Here is a 16,115-nt window from a genome sequence, read left to right as displayed (position 1 = left end):
CCAGTCACACCGGACCGGACCGGCGAACCAGGTCGGCGAACGCGTTGGCCGCCGCGTCGACAGCTTCGACGTCATCGGTGGCCACCAGGTCCAACAGCAGTCCTCGGGCGACGGCCAGCCCGAGCCGTGTCAACGCCGGATCGAACCCCGGTGCGCTACTCGCGGCGCGGGCCAACCAGGCGTCCACGGCACCGGGCAGCATCCTGGCGAACGGCTGCTCGCCTTGCACGCCGCGCGCATAGCACTCGAAGAAGAGACGCTCGAAGGGACGTAATTCCGGCCTGCGCAGGTTCGTCCACATCGCGACGATCGCCCGATCCGGCTCGGGCGGTAGCTCACTGAGCAGCGCCATCTGCCGCCGTTCGACCTCCTCGACGATCGACAACAGCAGTTCGTCGCGAGATCCGAAGTGGTGCAGCAGCATACGGTGACTGGTGCCGATGGCCGCGGCTACCTCCCGCAGCGAACGATCCCCGATTCCGGCCCGCGCGAACTCGGCGACCATCGCGTCGAGCAGCTCCTGCCGACGCTCGACGTCAGGAGGCCGGGCCATCGAGGCGGTGGAGCTGCTCGCTTCGGGCCTTCAAGCCGGCGGCCTCCAAGTCCAGGTAGCGCTTGGTCATCCGGTGCATGAGCACGCCGACCGCGACGCCGACGGGACCGCGTTGGTCGATCTGCTGACGCACCTTGGTACGCCCGTCGGATATGGGGACGACGTCGTGGCGCGCCACCGTCACCCCTCCGGGCGACCGTTGCTCCCAACTCCACCCGCTGCCGGGCCGCAGCTCGGTCACCACCCACACCAGCTTGGGCATGCGGGGTTGCTTGAGCTCGAACCGCCTGCCGACGGCGAGCTCCGCATCGTCCAACGCGATGAGTCTGGTGACCGAAGCGGTCCACTCGGGCCAGCGTTCGACGTCGCTGAACACCTCCCAGACCACGTCGGCAGGCGCGTCGATCTCGATGGCGCAATCGGTAATCATGTACCAAACGGTACATGAATTGTCGGGTTCGTGGAAGGCCCGTGCAGCAAACAGAACCGTCGAAAGTGCGTGCAGAAGGTGTCGGTCGCCCATACGGTCAGACCAGTGGCTGCCTCGTTCGAGGATTGACGGAAGGACGCCTTCGTTGACGATGACTGCGAACACCTACGGACGATTCATCGGAAGGGTCGGTGGGCTGGCCGTCGCGCTGGGGATCGGGGTCGCCGTCGCCAACTGCCCCGGCGTCGCCGTCGCCGAGGGCGGCAGCTCCGACGGCGCCGACGCCACCAGCTCCTCGGTGTCGGAATCGGCCGTCGGTTCCGACGCCACGCCGTCGAACGATGACACGCAGGTCGCCGATGACACCGACGAAGACACCGGCGATTCCATCCAGGACGAAGACGATCCCGTCGATGACGATGACGATCTCATCGGCGAGGACGACGAGGATGAACAGCCGACGCCGTCGAACTCGGACGAGTCCCCGGTCCAGGACTCCGACGACGAGGTCGAGGACGAGGATGCCGACGCGGCCAAGACCCTGGATCCCGACGGCGACCGCGAGGGCGGTGACGAAACCGACGACGCAACCGATTTCGACGCGGTTCAGGCGCTATCGCCGGTCGTGAACGCGCTTTCGCGCGCCATCGAGCCGAGCGACGACCAGCAACCGCCGATGACGGCAGCGGCTGACGCCGCCGTCGTCGAGGCGGAGCCGGAACCGGCGGACACCGTCGCGGCCGTGATCACCGACGCACCCGAGCCCACCGTCGTCAGTGAACCTGTCGCCGCGACCGTCGACGGAGTGGTCTCGTCGGTCTTGTCCGCGTTGGGTTTCGGCTCGCAGGCCGCCGACGGTGCGACTACGCCGCAGCCGCCGGCCGCGCTGTGGGCGATGCTGGCATGGGCGCGGCGCGAGATCGGCGTCACGAGCACTTCTTCGACCACCCCGGCAGCGCAGACCGTGACGACGTCGCAGACCCTCGCGGGCGACACCGTCAGCCCGCTGGGCACCCCGCAGCAGCTGGCCGCCGAACGGATCGCCAGACAGACTGCCCGCTCGCTGCCGGTAGTGTTCATGAAAAGCATCTTGCGACTTGGCTTTTGGATGGCAGCGCGGCATCAGTATCCGGGCGGCCTGGACCAGGGCAGCCTGGCCGCGCTGAACCGTGCCGTCGACGAGTACGCCATGGCCGCGGCGTTTCAACAGCAACTGCTCAACCCGTTGACCCCGACGGTGGTCACCCAGGTCGCCCCGCCCCACATCTGGTACGGGCAGCACGTGCCCGGTTCGCGCATCCTCTACGACAACCCCGACACGATCTATCGGTTCATGCCGGTCAGCGCATCGTCGACGTATGTGATCACCGGCCGGTTCCACGATCTCTCCGAGGAAGGGATGCCGGCCGACGTCACGTTCAGCGTGCTCGAAGGGCTGGCCGGCACCACTTCGACGATCATGACCCTCGACGATCTCGAGATCAACGAGGACGGCACCTTCGTCATCACGGTGAGCACCGAGCCGGCCAACGGCCGCAAGAACCATCTGCAGCTCACGCCCGGCTCCACGATCATCGCCGCGCGCGACACCCTGGGGAACTGGAACGAAGAGACGCCGATGAGCCTGTCGATCAAGCGTGTCTCCGGCCCGCCCAACAGCCTGTTCGCCCAGATCGGCGGCTTCGTCTTCCTCGGCCCGCAGGTCAGCACCAACCCCTTCTTGACGTCGCTGGTGTCGTTGATCCCGCCGCTGCCCTTCATGCCGCCGATACTGCGCGGGGTGTTCACCGCGGCGATCCTCATCGTTCGCGGCGTCAACGAGCAGGCCAAGTACATGGCGCTGGCGAGTACCGACCCGCAGACCGGGCAGCCTCGCGAGGCCAACGTGCTGGCCCAGCCGTCCAGCAACGCTGAGTTTCTCGCCAACCAGTTGCAGAGCACGGGCCACTTCCAGCTTGCCGACGACGAAGTGCTGGTGCTCACCATCGACCCCGGTACGGCCAAGTACTTCATCGTCCCGACCTACAACATCTGGACCATCACCGACGACTACTGGAATCAACAAACCAGCCTCAACAACGAGCAGGCCATCGCCAACGACGACGGCACGTACACGTTCTTCATCTCCCCGACCGATCCCGGTGCGGCGAACTGGGTTTCGACCGGCGGCCTCAACCAGGGCGCGATCTCGATCCGGTTCCAGAATCTCGATCCCGATCCCGACAACGAGAATCCCCCGCGCATCGTCGACCAGCAGGTCATGACGCACGAGGAGCTGCGGAAACTCCTGCCGCCGGAGGACTTCATCACCGAAGCCGAGCGCGCCCAGCAACTCGCATTGCGCAAGGCCGGCTACGACCGGCGCTGGGCGCCCTATCCGCAGCCCTGACCGCGGCGACGGCCGCTCGCCGGGTGCGGAACAATCGCATCCGACATGACCGACAACGATGACCCGGCGCCCCCGTCTCGGCGCCGCCACGCAGTGCGCCTCGTCGCGGTCGTCGCATTCCTGTTGGGGCTGTTCTATCTGGTCGCCGTCGCCCGGGTCATCGACGTCGAGGCGGTGCGAGACGCGGTAGGCGCCACCGGACCCGCTGCTCCCCTGGCGTATGTGGTCGTCTCGGCGGTGCTGGGCGCGTTGTTCGTGCCCGGGCCGATTCTCGCGGCCGGCAGCGGGTTGCTGTTCGGGCCGGTGCTCGGGGTGTTCGTCACGCTCGGCGCGACGGTCGGGACGGCGACCATCGCCAGCCTGATCGGGCGCCGGGCCGGCAGGGACAGCGCCCGAGCCCTCCTCGGCCCGCCGCGCGCCGACATCCTCGACCGCCTGATCGCACGCGGCGGGCTCTGGGCGGTCGTCGGGCAGCGGTTCATCCCCGGCGTCTCCGACGCGCTGGCGTCCTATGCGTTCGGCGCGTTCGGAGTTCCGTTGTGGCAGATGGCCGTCGGCGCGTTCATCGGGTCGGCTCCGCGCGCGTTCGTCTACACGGCGCTCGGCGCGTCGATCTCCGACCTGTCGTCGCCACTGGTCTACGCGGCGGTCGCGGTCTGGTGCGTCACGGCGATCGTCGGCGCCTTCGCCACCCACCGGGGATACCGGGCGTGGCGTACGCGCGGTCGGTCGCCGAGCGGGTGACCTCGCCGTTTGATTGTGAGCTGACTCACATTAGGATGGGCCGCGGAGGTCAGAGCCCATGACACGTAAGTTCTCACATTCACTCGCCCAGGGCGGACTCAACTGGGACAGCCTGCCGTTGAAACTGTTCGCGGGAGGTAACGCCAAGTTCTGGGATCCCGCCGATATCGACTTCTCCCGGGACCGCGAGGATTGGGAGGCGCTGTCGGACCTGGAACGCGACTGGGCCACCCGGCTGTGCGCACAGTTCATCGCCGGCGAGGAAGCGGTCACCCAGGACATCCAGCCGTTCATGGCGGCCATGCGCGCCGAAGGCCGACTCGGTGACGAGATGTACCTGACGCAGTTCGCGTTCGAGGAAGCCAAACACACCCAGGTGTTCCGGATGTGGCTGGACGCCGTGGGCATGACCGGGGACCTGCAGCATTACCTCGACGACCTGCCGTCGTATCGGCAGATGTTCTACGAGGAGCTCCCGGAATCGTTGGACACCCTGGCCACCGATCCCTCGCCGGCCGCCCAGGTTCGGGCTTCGGCGACCTACAACCATGTCATCGAGGGCATGATGGCGTTGACGGGATACTATGCGTGGCACCGGATTTGCGTGGACCGCGGCATCCTGCCCGGCATGCAGGAGCTGGTCCGGCGCATCGGCGATGACGAGCGTCGCCACATGGCCTGGGGCACGTTCACGTGCCGGCGTCACGTCGCCGCCGACGACGCCAACTGGACGGTGTTCGAGACGCGGATGAACGAACTGATCCCGTTGGCGCTCAGCAACACCGAGGACGCGTTCGCGCTCTACGACGAGATCCCCTTCGGCCTGACGATGGCCGAGTTCCAGACCTATGCCGCCGACAAGGGTATGCGTCGGCTCGGCACGATCGGCAGCGCACGCGGACGGCCGCTGGCTGAGATCGACGTCGACTACGAGCCTGTCCAGCTCGAAGACGCGTTCGCCGAGGAAGACCGGGCGGCGCTGGCGTCGTCGGCCTAGGGCAGTTCGGGGCTGCCCGGCGGTGGGGTGAGCCGCCAGGTGTCACACGCCGTCGCCAGCATCGCGTAGGTGCCGACGACGAAGATGAGCTCCATCGCCTGATGGGTGCCGATCTCATCGACCAGGCGCTGCCACGTCGACGCGTCGGCGCGTCCGTCGGCGAGCATCTGGTCGGTCGCGTCGAGCACCAGCCGGTCCACGCCGTCGAATCCATCTGCGCCACGCGCCACGCGGGCGATGTCCGCCTCCGGTAAGCCACCTGCGGTGGCGACCCGGAAATGTTCGCCCCAGAAGAACGCCGACCGTCGAACGTACGCCAGCCTGAGCACCGCCAGCTCGCGTAGCCGCAGCGGAAGCTCGCCTTGCTGCAACAGAAAAGCGTTGTAGCTCAGAAACACCCGCGCCATCTTGGGGTGGCGTACCAGAACCCCGATGATGTCGAAGTTCAGCGGGTCCCTCGGGTGACCCGAACCCGCCCGCGGCACCTGGTCGCCGGGTATCCCCATCAGCGCGCCGAGCGCCTCGTACTCGTCGGCACTCCACTCGTCGGCGGTCAGCGGGGTCAGCAAGGGTGGGTGGGTGTCTTCGGTGCCGTCTCGGCGCGTCAAAGCAGGGGCTCCTCACCCGCCAGGATGGTGCGGTGCATCAACCGTCCGCTGTCCTCGGCGTACGGAAGCGCCCGGTGCATGGTGCCGGTGTTGTCCCAGATGAGCAGATCGCCCGGTTGCCAGCGGTGGCGGTAGACGTACTGCGGCTGGGTTGCCCAATCACGAAGGCGGGCAAGCAATGCGCGGCTCTCCTCGACCGGCATGCCCACCACGTAGTCGGCCGTCGCACCGAGCAGCAGCGACTTGCGGCCGGACTGGTGCGTCCACACCAACGGGCACACCTTCGTCGGCGACTTCTGCCAGAAGGCGACCTCCTCATAGCTCATCTCCGGCGTCACGTAGTACTGCGAACGCTCTGCGCTGTGCACCACTCGGATTTCGGCGATGGCGTCCTTCTCGGACTGTGGCAGATCGTCGTATGCCGCATAGGTATTGCAGAATTCGGTGTCGCCGCCGCTTTCAGCGAGCTTCACCGCCCGAAGCAGCGTCGCGAGATTGGGATAGGGCTGCAGCGAACCGTCGAAGTGCCAGAACATCGAGCCCTTCAGATACTGGGCGCGTTGGTTGACGTTCTTGTCCAGCGAGATCTTGTAGATGCCGTCCTCACCCTCGTTGGCGACGATGTCGCCGAGAGTCTTGGCGATGGCGACCTGTTGCTGGTCGGTGATGTCGAGGCCGCGGAAGAACACCACACCGCGCTGTTCGAGGACGGCGCGGATGTTGGCGGCTTCTCGGCCGCTGAGCAGGGTGTCGAGATCGGTCCTGATCTCGCTGCCGATCCTCGGGGTGAGGTCGACGACATCGAGCTGGGTAGAGGTCACTTCCATGCTGGATCAGCTCACCCTCGTGAGAATGGTGTTGGCGGAATGCTTCACGCGCGGCTGCTTCCACAGCTCCACGGCCAACGACACCGTGATCAGCGAGTAGAGCAGGTTGCGCAGGTTGGCGACATCCTCGGGCAGCGGTTCGGCGTAGTCGAATTTGTCGACATAGGCGAGCGCTTCCTCAGCGCACGGGAACATCTGGTCATAGAAGGCCTGGATCTCCGCCATGGGGCTGTTCACGCGCTTCACATAACGCTCGTGCCCATCCTCGATCGCCCACTCGGGCACAAGATGCTCCAGGTGTGAAAACTCCCGTGGCAGAGAGGTATTCATCGGTTGCCTGCCTTCTGCTCTTCGCCGGCCTTCACATAGTCTGCGACCACTTTGTGAAAGTGCCGCAAGAGGATCTCCTCGTCGTTCATCGTGAAGTGTGTCAACACACCGCTGTTCAGCATCGCCTGTAGGCCCTCCGACGGGCTGGCGTCTTCCAGGATGATGTCGTTGAGGAACGTCACCGTCAGCTCCTGGCCGAGCCGCTCCTTGTAGGTCTTCGGTGGTTGGTAGTACATCTCGGTTTCGAAGAGATGCGAGTGCGGCCCGGTCGGCCAGTGGGTGTGCACCGTGAACCCCGACGCACCGAAGATCAGCACGAAGTTCGGGAAGAACTGGAACGAATCGAAGCCGTACTTGTCCGACCGGGTGGGGTTCAGCCCCGGCGGCATCGGACCGCGATCGGTGCGCTTGTTCCACGGCCCCGCCGCGCTGGCTTCGAAGACGCATTCGATGGGCTTGGAGTACGGCGTTTTTCGAGAGGGCTCGCCGGAGAACGAGAACATGCGGTGCGGGCCGTTGAGCTGGTAGGCCAATGCGTCGGTGAACGGGTTCGGCTTGTCCAGCGCCTCCTTGGCCTCGGCGGTCAAGGTGCCGAACGAGGACGCGTGCAGATACGGTCCGTGATAGCTCTCCGCGAACCCGTCGAGGAAGATCTTCCAGTTGCACTGCAGTTCGGCCGTGAACTTGTAGACCTGATGCGGACCGTCGAAGGGATAGCCCTCGATGCCGTGTGCCAACTCGCCGAGGAAGTCGCGCAGCGACTCGGTGTTGTGTGGGTTGAGGTTGATGAAGATGAAGCCCTCCCACACTTCGCATTGCACCGCAGGCACCCGGCAATTGTCCGCGTCGAAGTCCAACAGCAGGTCTTTGCGCGTCGTCGAGTGCAGTGATCCGTCCAGGTTGTAACGCCACCCGTGAAATCGGCAGTACAGCAACGGTGCTCGGCCTTCGACTTCCTGAAACGGGTCGTCCTCCCAGAGCATTTTGTTGCCTCGGTGCGGACAGATGTTGTGGAAGGCGCGGATCACCCCATCCTTGCCCCGCACGACGATGATCGAGGTGTTGAGGAACCTCAGCTCGCGGGTGAAGTAGCTGCCCGACTTCGGCACTCGTTCGACCCGTCCGACGTAGAGCCAGCTCTTTCGGAAGATGTGCTCGCGCTCCTTGTCGTAGAACTCCTCGGAGACACAGTCCTCGAGCGACACCGGTCCCCGGCCGAGTTCGGGATACGCGTCCGTCCAATGTCCAGTGGCGGGCTTGGTCACCAGGCTGTCGTGACTCATGCCGGCGACGCTAACAGCCCCGTGCCCCCCGAAATAGGTCCAGAAACGCAACACCCTGTTGCATTTTTGGAACACCAGAAATGTGACGACCAGCGAAAAGCATTGCTTCTGAGCGGCTTTGAAGGGGGTAGCAACCCCGATGGCGGATCAAGGACGTCGATCGTTGCTCGACGCGGATGGGCGAACACGGCGGGCCACGCCGAAGACGATTTTGCTCGCCGGGGCCGGCGCGACGACGATCGAGGAGGCCGGTGGAGCGGTGTCGATGTCCAGTCGGGCTCTAGAAGTCGCTGATTAGCAACTGCCGATAGGCGCCACAGCAGACGGGGCACCGTGGCTGGCTTGCCGGCCTCGGACCCAGTAGAGGTAGCGCCCCACGACGGGTGACGGTGTTGTAAATTCTTGATCGCCGAATGCGTGACTCGGTAAGTACCGCCTATGGGCAGCGGGTTTACCCGTTCCGCACGATGCTGCCCGCCATCTGGGCTCCCCAAAACACACGTCAACTTAGATGAGCGAATCACTTGTGTGTGAGGTTAGCCTAAGCTAATCTTCCCCTGCCACTTGGCAAATTAGGCGCACTATCAGGAGAAAACGTGCAACTCGCATATCATGCTGACCCGCCGGCATTTGACCTCGCATCCGGCCAGCCACGGTCGACTCGTCGCAGCACCAAGTTCATGGTTGCTGGCGTCGCGATGGCAAGTGCCGGCGTCATCGCCGTCAGCCCGGTAACCCCGGCCCTCCCCGACATTCAGGAACGCGCCGCACATGCGGCGGTTGCGCTCACCGCGGCGACCAATCCGCTCATCGTGTGGCAGGAGACCATCACGGCGACGATGGAGAGCCTGCAGACCCTGGGCGTGGGAATCTCGGAGTCGGTGCCTGCGCTGCTGGGGGCGATCAGTAGCCCCGAGATCTACCTGGAACTGGTCAACATCATCGCGCAGAACACACTGAACCCGGTTCCTCTCCTGACCCAGATCGTCAACTTCCCGACGAACTACGGTGGCGTCATCGATACGGCTCTCACCGACACGGTTGAGCGCCTGACGGATACCGTCATGAAATTCCCCACGGTGCTGATCAATACGCTGCGCTACTTGGCGGAGGGTCAGTTCGTCGAGGCGTTCGCCGAGGCCGACGTCTACTTCGTTCTCGACTTCCTGGGTGCGCTGCGCCCGATGATTCCGCTGTTCTCAATCCCAAGCGATTTCCTGGCGAGCCTTCCTGGCGCGGAGAGACTGCCTGCACTGCTCGACGTCGTCTCCGAGTTCGCCGTCACCAAGGCGGCGGTCGCGCCGTTCCTGACGGCGGTCGCCCAGACGGCGGAGATCTTCGATGCCACTCGGATCGCGTTGACCGCCGGGGATTTCCAGTCCGCGGTCATCGAGCTGGTGAACCTGCCCGCCAAGGTGCTCAACGCGTTTGTCAACGGATACACGCCCGGCTTCGCCACCGGCGCGTGGCCAGGCCTGATCAACGGCGGCATCGTCGACTACCTCACGGTGACCCTGCCCAACCAGATCGCCGCTGCGCTGACCGGTCCGGTGGCCACCGCGACAACCACTGGCGCGCAAGGGTCGCCGAGCGACTTCAGCCTGAGCAATGACGCCGTCCTGGTCGACGTCGTTTCCCAGAAGGGCCTGTCCGGCACCAACGGTTCCGGCGACGGCGGCGTCATCGGCACCGGCGAAGGCGAAGACGACGAGACCGACGCGATCGACGAGGACGTCAGCGGCGAAGACGACACGTCCGAGGAAGACGTTACCGGCGAAGACGACGCGTCCGAGGAAGAAGGCGCCGGCGACGAGAACGTCACCGACGAAGACGAGGACGCGACCGACACCGACGACGACGCGACCGACACGGACGACGACACCACCGGTGACGACGACGCGACCGACGCGGACGACGACACCACCGGTGACGATGGTGCGACCGGCGGTGACGACGACGCTGGCGCGGGCAACGGCAACGGCTCGGGCTCCGGCAGCGGCTCGGGCTCGGGCTCCGGCAGCGGCAGCGGCTCGGCCTCCGGCTCCGGCAGCGGCAGCGGCTCCGGCTCGGGCTCGGGCGGCGGCTCGGGCAACTAAGCAGGGCCGACGCGGCGGCCCCCTCGGCGACGTGGGGGCCGCCGTTTCGTTCGATGGGCAGACCGAGGCCGCAGAAAACGGCCCACGCCCGCAACACTTCGTTGCATATTCGGAACACCCATGGAACACACCCCGAAGTTCGAACTCGACGCCCTGCTGGTGTTCGGCAAGGTGGTGGAAAACCGCAGCCTTTCGAAGGCGGCCGCACTGCTCGGCATGCCCAAGTCCACCGTGAGCCGCAAGCTGAGCAAGCTGGAATCCGACCTCGGCGTAAAGCTGTTGCGCAAGAACACCCACCAACTCACGGTCACCGACCTGGGCGAACAGATCTATGCGCACGCGGTGAACATCCTCGCCGAGGCCAACGACGTGCGCGCTCTGGTGGAGGGCAGCAAGTTGGAACCTCAGGGCGAGCTGAAAGTCGCGCTACCGATCTTCGTCGGCGTCGACTACGCCTCGCGGGTTGGCGCCACCTTCCTGCGGCGCCATCCCCAGTCACGGCTGGACATCCGGTTGGTGGACGACATGGTCGACCCAGTCAGCGACGGTTTCGACGTGGTGTTCGGCACTGCACCACTACAGGATTCGACGCTGATCGCGCGAAAGGTGTTCAGCCTCGAGCTATTTCTCTGCGCCTCTCCGGAGTTTCTCCGGCAACTCGCCGAACCGATCACCGAGCCGACCCAGCTCAACGACCTACCGTTGATCGACTTCAACTTCGGCCCCCAGCGCAAGCTGACCGTGGCCAAGGGCAAGCGCCGACACGAGCTTTCGCCGCCGGTGCGGGCACGCGCCAACAACTTTCAGGTGTGCAAGCAGTACATCCTCGAAGGGCTCGGCATCGGCGCCATGCCGACGCAGATCATCTGTGCCGCCGAACTGCGCGCCGGCACGATGGTGCCCGTCCTGCCGCAGTGGACACCGCAACCGCTGGACGTACACATGATCTACCCGTTCGAACTGTCTTACTCCACGCTGATCAGCGCGTTCTATGAAGCGGCCTGCGAAATCATCGTCGAGAACACCGCGCGCGCATAGGCGGCGCCGCGCCGATTCGCGAGCCGCGCGACACGAGCCCGCAGAATTTCGCTACCGGCGGCACCGTAATATTGCACGGTGCTTATCGGCGTCACCGGCGGAACCGGATACGTGGGCGCTCACTGCGTACGCGCCCTGCTCACCCAAGGCCACCGGATCCGTCTGCTGGTCGCCCCCACCGAAGAAGGCGCGCCGGTGCTGGCGCGTTTCGCGGAGATCGGCGACATCGAACTGCTGACCGGCGACGTGCGGGATCCGCGCACGGTCGACGCGTTGCTGCACGGCTGCGATGCGGTGCTGCATGGGGCCGGCGTGGTCGGCACCGACAGCCGGCGCAGTGCCTTGATGTGGGAGGTCAACGCCTACGCCACCGAAGCGGTGCTGACCCGCGCGGTCGACGCCGGACTGGACCCGGTGGTCTCGATCAGCAGCTACAGCGCGCTGTTTCCTCCGCCCGACGGCGTCATCGGTCCGGATACCCCGACAACGGCGGGCCGGAGCGACTACGCGAAAACCAAGGCCTACGCCGACCGCGTGGCGCGACGGCTCCAAGACCAGGGCGCCCCAGTCGTGGTCACCTACCCCTCGAGCGTGGTCGGCCCAGCGTTTCACACCGCCCCAGGCGTCACCGAACGCGGGTGGGCACCGATCACGCGGTTCGGTGTCGCGCCCCGGTTGCGCGGCGGCATGCAGATGATCGACGTCCGCGACGTTGCCGACGTGCACGCGGCGATCATGGCGCCCGGTCGCGGCCCTCACCGCTATGTCTGCGGCGGGGTCCTCGTGCCGTTCAACGACATGATCTCCGCGCTCGAGCGGGGCTCCGGCAAGCGGTTCACCAGGATTCCGGTGAGCCCCGCGATGTTCCGGGCGGGAAGCAGGTTCGCCGAGGCGCTGTCGACAATGGTGCCGATGGGTGACGGGCTGAGCTACGAGGCCGCCCTTCTCCTCACCGCGGCGACGCCGACAGACGACTCGGCCACCATCCGTGACTTCGGGCTGACGTGGCGGTCGCCCGTCGAGGCCATCGTCGCGTCGTTTCCTCGACACCGGGTCGGCGAGGATGCCGGAAACACGGTGGCCTGACTCGCGACGCATGCGGCCCGACATTCGCCAATAGGCTGTTGGTGGCGTCCCGGACTATCTAGCATGGCAGGTGCGACTCCTCGCCATCAGTCGAAGGAGGTCCTGTTGACCGCCGAAGCACCCGCAGTAGGGGAACTCGAGGCCCGTCGGCCGTTTCCGGCGCGGCTGGGCCCCAGAGGAAATCTGATCTACAAGCTGGTCACCACCACCGATCACAAGCTGATCGGCATCATGTATTGCGTCACCTGCTTCGTGTTTTTCTTCATCGGCGGGCTGATGGCGTTGCTGATGCGGGCCGAGCTCACGTCCACCGGACTTCCAGTTCCTGTCCAAACGAGCAGTACAACCAGCTGTTCACCATGCACGGCACGGTGATGCTGCTGTTCTACGCCACACCGATCGTGTTCGGGTTCGCCAACCTGGTGCTGCCGCTGCAGATCGGCGCGCCCGACGTGGCGTTCCCGCGGCTCAACGCGTTCTCCTACTGGCTGTTCCTGTTCGGCGCCCTCATCACCCTCGGCGGATTCATCACCCCCGGCGGGGCGGCGGACTTCGGCTGGACCGGCTACACCCCGTTGAGCACCGCCATCCACTCGCCCGGCGCCGGCGGTGACTTGTGGATCTTCGGTCTGGGTGTGGCCGGCCTTGGCACCATCCTGGGCGCCGTCAACATGATCACCACCGTGGTGTGCATGCGCGCGCCCGGGATGACGATGTTCCGGATGCCGATTTTCACCTGGAACATCATGGTGACGTCGATCCTGGTGCTGATGGTGTTCCCGGTCCTGACCGCGGCGCTGTTCGCCCTGGCCTACGACCGGATCCTCGGCGCCCACGTCTACGACCCCGCCAACGGCGGTGTGCTGCTCTGGCAGCATTTGTTCTGGTTCTTCGGGCACCCCGAGGTGTACATCATCGCGTTGCCGTTCTTCGGCATCATCACCGAGATCATGCCGGTGTTCAGCCGCAAACCGGTCTTCGCGTACACCACCTTCGTCTACGCGACGCTCGGCATCGCCGCGCTGTCCATGGTGGTGTGGGCGCACCACATGTTCGCGACGGGTGCCGTACTCCTACCGTTTTTTGCGTTCACCACGTATCTCATCGCAGTGCCGACCGGCATCAAGTTCGTCAACTGGATCGGCACGATGTGGCGAGGCCAGCTGACCTTCGAGACGCCGATGCTGTTCGCGGTCGGCTTCATGTTGACCTTCGTGCTCGGCGGCGTCACGGGCGTGATCCTGGCCAGCCCGCCGATGGACTTCCACATCACAGACACGTATTTCGTGGTGGCGCACTTCCACTACACGCTGTTCGGCACGATCGTGTTCGCCACCTACGCCGGCATCTACTTCTGGTTCCCGAAGATGACCGGTCGGCTGCTCGATGAACGGCTGGGCAAGCTGCACTTCTGGCTGACCTTCATCGGCTTCCACACCACGTTCCTGGTGCAGCACTGGCTCGGCGATGAGGGGATGCCGCGGCGCTACGCCGACTACCTGCCCTCCGACGGGTTCACCACGCTCAACGTCGTCTCGTCGATCGGCGCGTTCATCCTGGGTGTGTCGGTGCTGCCGTTCGCCTGGAATGTGTTCAAGAGCTGGCGCTACGGCGAACCCGTTCTCGTGGACGATCCGTGGGGTTACGGCAACTCGCTGGAGTGGGCGACGTCCTGCCCGCCGCCGCGGCACAACTTCACCGAACTGCCCCGGATCCGTTCGGAGCGGCCGGCGTTCGAGCTGCATTACCCGCACATGGTCGCCCGGATGCGCGCCGAATCACACGTCGGCAGGCATAAGAACGACGAGGATTCAGCGGTCGGCTCCGACGCGCGGATCGAAGCCGACCGCAGCAGCTGACCGCCGGTTACTTCGCGTCGGCCTTGGCGTCCTCGGCCGCGTGCATCCCGTACGGGACCGCGTTGAGCAACGTGACGGTGGCGGTAGCCCCGCTGGGCAGGGTGTAGGTGCGCTTCTCGCCCGGGCGCGCGCCGACAATGGCCGAGCCCAACGGCGATTGCACGGAGTAGACCTCGATTTCGCCGTACTCGGCGCCGCGCACTCCGAGCAGGAAGGTCTCGGTGTCATCGTCGTCGTCGAAACGCACCGTCACGACCATGCCGGGCTCGGCGATCCCGTCGTTGGGCGGGTCCTCCCCGACGACGGCGTTGACCAGCAGGTCATGGATCTCTTGAATCCGAGCGCGACGGGCACGCTGGATCGCCGCGGTGTTCTCGTCGCTGCCCTCCTCGTCTGCCACTTCATCGGTCAGCTGCTGCAGGGTGGCCAGCTCCTCCTGGAGCCGCTCGTGTGCCGCCGGGGTGATCCAAACAGTTTGGGAAGATGTCATTTTCGTCCTTTCAACGGTGGTGATAAGCGATAACGGGTCGTCGAGTCGATGGCCTGAAGGCGCCGCCGAGACGACATGACCGCCCGTGCTGGGCGAAGGTCCCGGATTGCGCCAGGCTACCTACCGGTTCGGCGCAACGGGTTGAATTCGCGTAGGGCTTCGGGTTGCTTGCCGGTGGTGATGTGTTCGGCCAGCAACCGGCCGGTGACCGGTCCGTGCGCCAACCCCCACATTCCGTGGCCGCCCGCGACGTACATGCCGCGCGACACTTCACCGATCAGCGGCCTGCCGTCGGGGCTCACCGGACGCGGACCCACCCAGACGTCGCGGCGCTCGGACCACCGCACACCCTCCAACAAGGGGCTTGCCGAGGCGACGATCGCAGCGACGCGTTCGGTGTCCACCCCGTCGTCGGGGTCGCGGAACTCCATGGTGCCCGAGACGCGCAGCGCGCCCTGGTAGGGCGTACATGCCACCCGCGCGTCCGGCAGGTAGATCGGCCCGACCAGCGGCCGGTCGACGGGCGCGGTGAACGAGTAGCCGCGACCGGCCTGCACCGGGACCCGCAGCCGACCACGCATGAGCCGCGAGAGCCAGGCGCCGGCGGCGACCACCACGGCGTCCGCGGTGAGCACGTCACCGCCGCTGATCGACACCTTGACCGCCCCGCCCGAATTGTCAACGTCCGAAACGTCATTCGTGAGCATGGTGGCGCCCCGCTCCACGACCGCGCGGCCGAGCGCGTGAACGAACCGGCCGGGATCCACGAAGCGCTGATTGTCGATGCTCAGCCCGGCGGTGACCGCCGGGGAGATCAACGGCACCTGCTCGCGCAGCGCCTCCCCCGACAGCCCGGTGACGTGGAGTTCCTGGCCGGCCTTCTCCAGCTCGCGCATTTCGGCCAGCATGCGTTCGGCGGCATCGGTGCTGCGGAAGACCGCGGTGATCGGCGCGTCGGTCACCGGGGCGTCGACCCCGTTGGCCACCAGCACATCGAACGCCTCGATGGCTTCTTCGTTGAGAGGAACGTTGGCCCGCACCGCGCGCCGCCAGGTCGATTTGCGGCAGCTCGCGGCGAACTGCATCAGGAAGGTCGCGAGTGCGCGGTCGGTCCTCACCGGAATGTGCAGGGGCGCGGACTTGTCCAGCAGCGAGCGCACTCCGTAGCGCAGCACCGCCGGCGAGTTCAGCGGTATCGTCAGCGCGGGAGCGACCCATCCGGCGTTACCCCAGGAGGCGCCCGCCGCGACCCCGCTGCGGTCCACGACGGTGACGTCGACGCCGCGCTCTTGGAGGAACCACGCGGTCGACAGCCCGACGATGCCCGCACCGACGACAACCGCCGATCGGGGTCCACCGTCAAACCGGTCGACGCCGCCCATCGT

Annotated in this window: 14 protein-coding genes and 1 pseudogene; 7 read left to right on the top strand and 8 right to left on the bottom strand. The window is 65.9% G+C overall.

The features are described 5' to 3' along the window. Nucleotides 1–4: 4 nt before the first annotated feature. Together MELE44368_RS18095 and MELE44368_RS18090 are read right to left on the bottom strand one after the other, a co-directional pair. Nucleotides 5–553 carry a TetR/AcrR family transcriptional regulator gene (locus MELE44368_RS18095; protein ID WP_064917952.1) on the bottom strand — a complete coding sequence of 183 codons (549 nt, stop codon included), beginning with the start codon at nucleotides 551–553 and terminating at the stop codon, nucleotides 5–7. After that, nucleotides 537–983 (bottom strand): SRPBCC family protein, encoded by a 447-nt coding sequence (locus MELE44368_RS18090; protein WP_046751638.1) that lies wholly within the window; start codon nucleotides 981–983, stop codon nucleotides 537–539. The genes MELE44368_RS18095 and MELE44368_RS18090 overlap by 17 nt, the downstream gene beginning before the upstream one ends. 151 nt (nucleotides 984–1,134) lie before the next feature. Here MELE44368_RS18090 and MELE44368_RS18085 point away from each other — a divergent pair, with 151 nt between their 5' ends. From MELE44368_RS18085 to MELE44368_RS18075, 3 genes are read left to right on the top strand one after another with little or no spacing between them, the layout of a single operon-like run. Then, nucleotides 1,135–3,372, top strand: a complete 2,238-nt coding sequence (locus MELE44368_RS18085; protein ID WP_128109764.1) for a DUF1214 domain-containing protein — start codon at nucleotides 1,135–1,137, stop codon at nucleotides 3,370–3,372. 45 nt (nucleotides 3,373–3,417) lie between these two features. Next, entirely contained in the window at nucleotides 3,418–4,116 is a 699-nt protein-coding gene (locus MELE44368_RS18080; protein WP_128109763.1) for a TVP38/TMEM64 family protein, read from the top strand. A gap of 58 nt (nucleotides 4,117–4,174) precedes the next feature. Then, nucleotides 4,175–5,113 carry a R2-like ligand-binding oxidase gene (locus MELE44368_RS18075; RefSeq protein ID WP_128109762.1) on the top strand — a complete coding sequence of 313 codons (939 nt, stop codon included), beginning with the start codon at nucleotides 4,175–4,177 and terminating at the stop codon, nucleotides 5,111–5,113. On the opposite strand, the gene MELE44368_RS18070 is transcribed toward MELE44368_RS18075, so the two are convergent. The 4 genes from MELE44368_RS18070 to MELE44368_RS18055 are packed head-to-tail and all read right to left on the bottom strand — an operon-like array spanning nucleotide 5,110 to nucleotide 8,161. Further along, nucleotides 5,110–5,721: a carboxymuconolactone decarboxylase family protein gene (locus MELE44368_RS18070; RefSeq protein ID WP_241566674.1), complete on the bottom strand. Its 612-nt coding sequence runs from the start codon at nucleotides 5,719–5,721 to the stop codon at nucleotides 5,110–5,112. The two genes, MELE44368_RS18075 and MELE44368_RS18070, sit on opposite strands and share 4 nt — an antisense overlap. Beyond that, entirely contained in the window at nucleotides 5,718–6,548 is an 831-nt protein-coding gene (locus MELE44368_RS18065) for a TauD/TfdA dioxygenase family protein (protein WP_128109761.1), read from the bottom strand. Before MELE44368_RS18065 ends, MELE44368_RS18070 begins: the two co-directional genes overlap by 4 nt. Before the next feature lie 6 nt (nucleotides 6,549–6,554). Further along, nucleotides 6,555–6,878 (bottom strand): hypothetical protein, encoded by a 324-nt coding sequence (locus MELE44368_RS18060; protein ID WP_128109760.1) that lies wholly within the window; start codon nucleotides 6,876–6,878, stop codon nucleotides 6,555–6,557. After that, nucleotides 6,875–8,161 carry an aromatic ring-hydroxylating oxygenase subunit alpha gene (locus MELE44368_RS18055; RefSeq protein WP_128109759.1) on the bottom strand — a complete coding sequence of 429 codons (1,287 nt, stop codon included), beginning with the start codon at nucleotides 8,159–8,161 and terminating at the stop codon, nucleotides 6,875–6,877. Before MELE44368_RS18055 ends, MELE44368_RS18060 begins: the two co-directional genes overlap by 4 nt. A 680-nt stretch (nucleotides 8,162–8,841) precedes the next feature. Between MELE44368_RS18055 and MELE44368_RS26700 the strand changes: the two genes are divergently transcribed. The 4 genes and pseudogenes from MELE44368_RS26700 to ctaD all read left to right on the top strand — a co-directional run bounded on the left by MELE44368_RS26700 (nucleotide 8,842) and on the right by ctaD (nucleotide 14,240). Further along, nucleotides 8,842–10,257: a hypothetical protein gene (locus MELE44368_RS26700; RefSeq protein WP_164890145.1), complete on the top strand. Its 1,416-nt coding sequence runs from the start codon at nucleotides 8,842–8,844 to the stop codon at nucleotides 10,255–10,257. Nucleotides 10,258–10,377: 120 nt separating this feature from the next. After that, nucleotides 10,378–11,295, top strand: a complete 918-nt coding sequence (locus MELE44368_RS18045) for a LysR family transcriptional regulator (protein ID WP_128109758.1) — start codon at nucleotides 10,378–10,380, stop codon at nucleotides 11,293–11,295. A 78-nt stretch (nucleotides 11,296–11,373) separates the two neighbouring features. Further along, complete coding sequence (locus MELE44368_RS18040; protein ID WP_128109757.1) at nucleotides 11,374–12,381, top strand: NAD-dependent epimerase/dehydratase family protein; 1,008 nt, start codon at nucleotides 11,374–11,376, stop codon at nucleotides 12,379–12,381. A 105-nt stretch (nucleotides 12,382–12,486) separates the two neighbouring features. Next, nucleotides 12,487–14,240 (top strand): annotated as a pseudogene (ctaD, locus tag MELE44368_RS18035) (aa3-type cytochrome oxidase subunit I). A gap of 7 nt (nucleotides 14,241–14,247) precedes the next feature. On the opposite strand, the gene MELE44368_RS18030 reads toward ctaD, so the two are convergent. Together MELE44368_RS18030 and MELE44368_RS18025 are read right to left on the bottom strand one after the other, a co-directional pair. Then, nucleotides 14,248–14,730 (bottom strand): GreA/GreB family elongation factor, encoded by a 483-nt coding sequence (locus tag MELE44368_RS18030; protein ID WP_128109756.1) that lies wholly within the window; start codon nucleotides 14,728–14,730, stop codon nucleotides 14,248–14,250. Between the two features lie 116 nt (nucleotides 14,731–14,846). Next, nucleotides 14,847–16,112 carry an NAD(P)/FAD-dependent oxidoreductase gene (locus tag MELE44368_RS18025; protein ID WP_128109774.1) on the bottom strand — a complete coding sequence of 422 codons (1,266 nt, stop codon included), beginning with the start codon at nucleotides 16,110–16,112 and terminating at the stop codon, nucleotides 14,847–14,849. Nucleotides 16,113–16,115 lie beyond the last annotated feature (3 nt).

The sequence above is a fragment of the Mycolicibacterium elephantis DSM 44368 genome (genome assembly GCF_004014805.1).
GTDB lineage: Bacteria > Actinomycetota > Actinomycetes > Mycobacteriales > Mycobacteriaceae > Mycobacterium > Mycobacterium elephantis.
The sequence above is the reverse complement of the archived record's forward strand: the minus strand, read 5'-3'. Positions and strand labels throughout refer to the sequence as shown.

Bases quoted from the DNA above. Each gene is read 5' to 3' on its own strand.
- MELE44368_RS18095 (WP_064917952.1), bottom strand. From the start codon at position 553: ATGGCCCGGCCTCCTGACGTCGAGCGTCGGCAGGAGCTGCTCGACGCG.
- MELE44368_RS18090 (WP_046751638.1), bottom strand. From the start codon at position 983: ATGATTACCGATTGCGCCATCGAGATCGACGCGCCTGCCGACGTGGTC.
- MELE44368_RS18085 (WP_128109764.1), top strand. From the start codon at position 1,135: ATGACTGCGAACACCTACGGACGATTCATCGGAAGGGTCGGTGGGCTG.
- MELE44368_RS18080 (WP_128109763.1), top strand. From the start codon at position 3,418: ATGACCGACAACGATGACCCGGCGCCCCCGTCTCGGCGCCGCCACGCA.
- MELE44368_RS18075 (WP_128109762.1), top strand. From the start codon at position 4,175: ATGACACGTAAGTTCTCACATTCACTCGCCCAGGGCGGACTCAACTGG.
- MELE44368_RS18065 (WP_128109761.1), bottom strand. From the start codon at position 6,548: ATGGAAGTGACCTCTACCCAGCTCGATGTCGTCGACCTCACCCCGAGG.
- MELE44368_RS18060 (WP_128109760.1), bottom strand. From the start codon at position 6,878: ATGAATACCTCTCTGCCACGGGAGTTTTCACACCTGGAGCATCTTGTG.
- MELE44368_RS18055 (WP_128109759.1), bottom strand. From the start codon at position 8,161: ATGAGTCACGACAGCCTGGTGACCAAGCCCGCCACTGGACATTGGACG.
- MELE44368_RS26700 (WP_164890145.1), top strand. From the start codon at position 8,842: ATGGTTGCTGGCGTCGCGATGGCAAGTGCCGGCGTCATCGCCGTCAGC.
- MELE44368_RS18045 (WP_128109758.1), top strand. From the start codon at position 10,378: ATGGAACACACCCCGAAGTTCGAACTCGACGCCCTGCTGGTGTTCGGC.
- MELE44368_RS18030 (WP_128109756.1), bottom strand. From the start codon at position 14,730: ATGACATCTTCCCAAACTGTTTGGATCACCCCGGCGGCACACGAGCGG.
- MELE44368_RS18025 (WP_128109774.1), bottom strand. From the start codon at position 16,112: ATGGGCGGCGTCGACCGGTTTGACGGTGGACCCCGATCGGCGGTTGTC.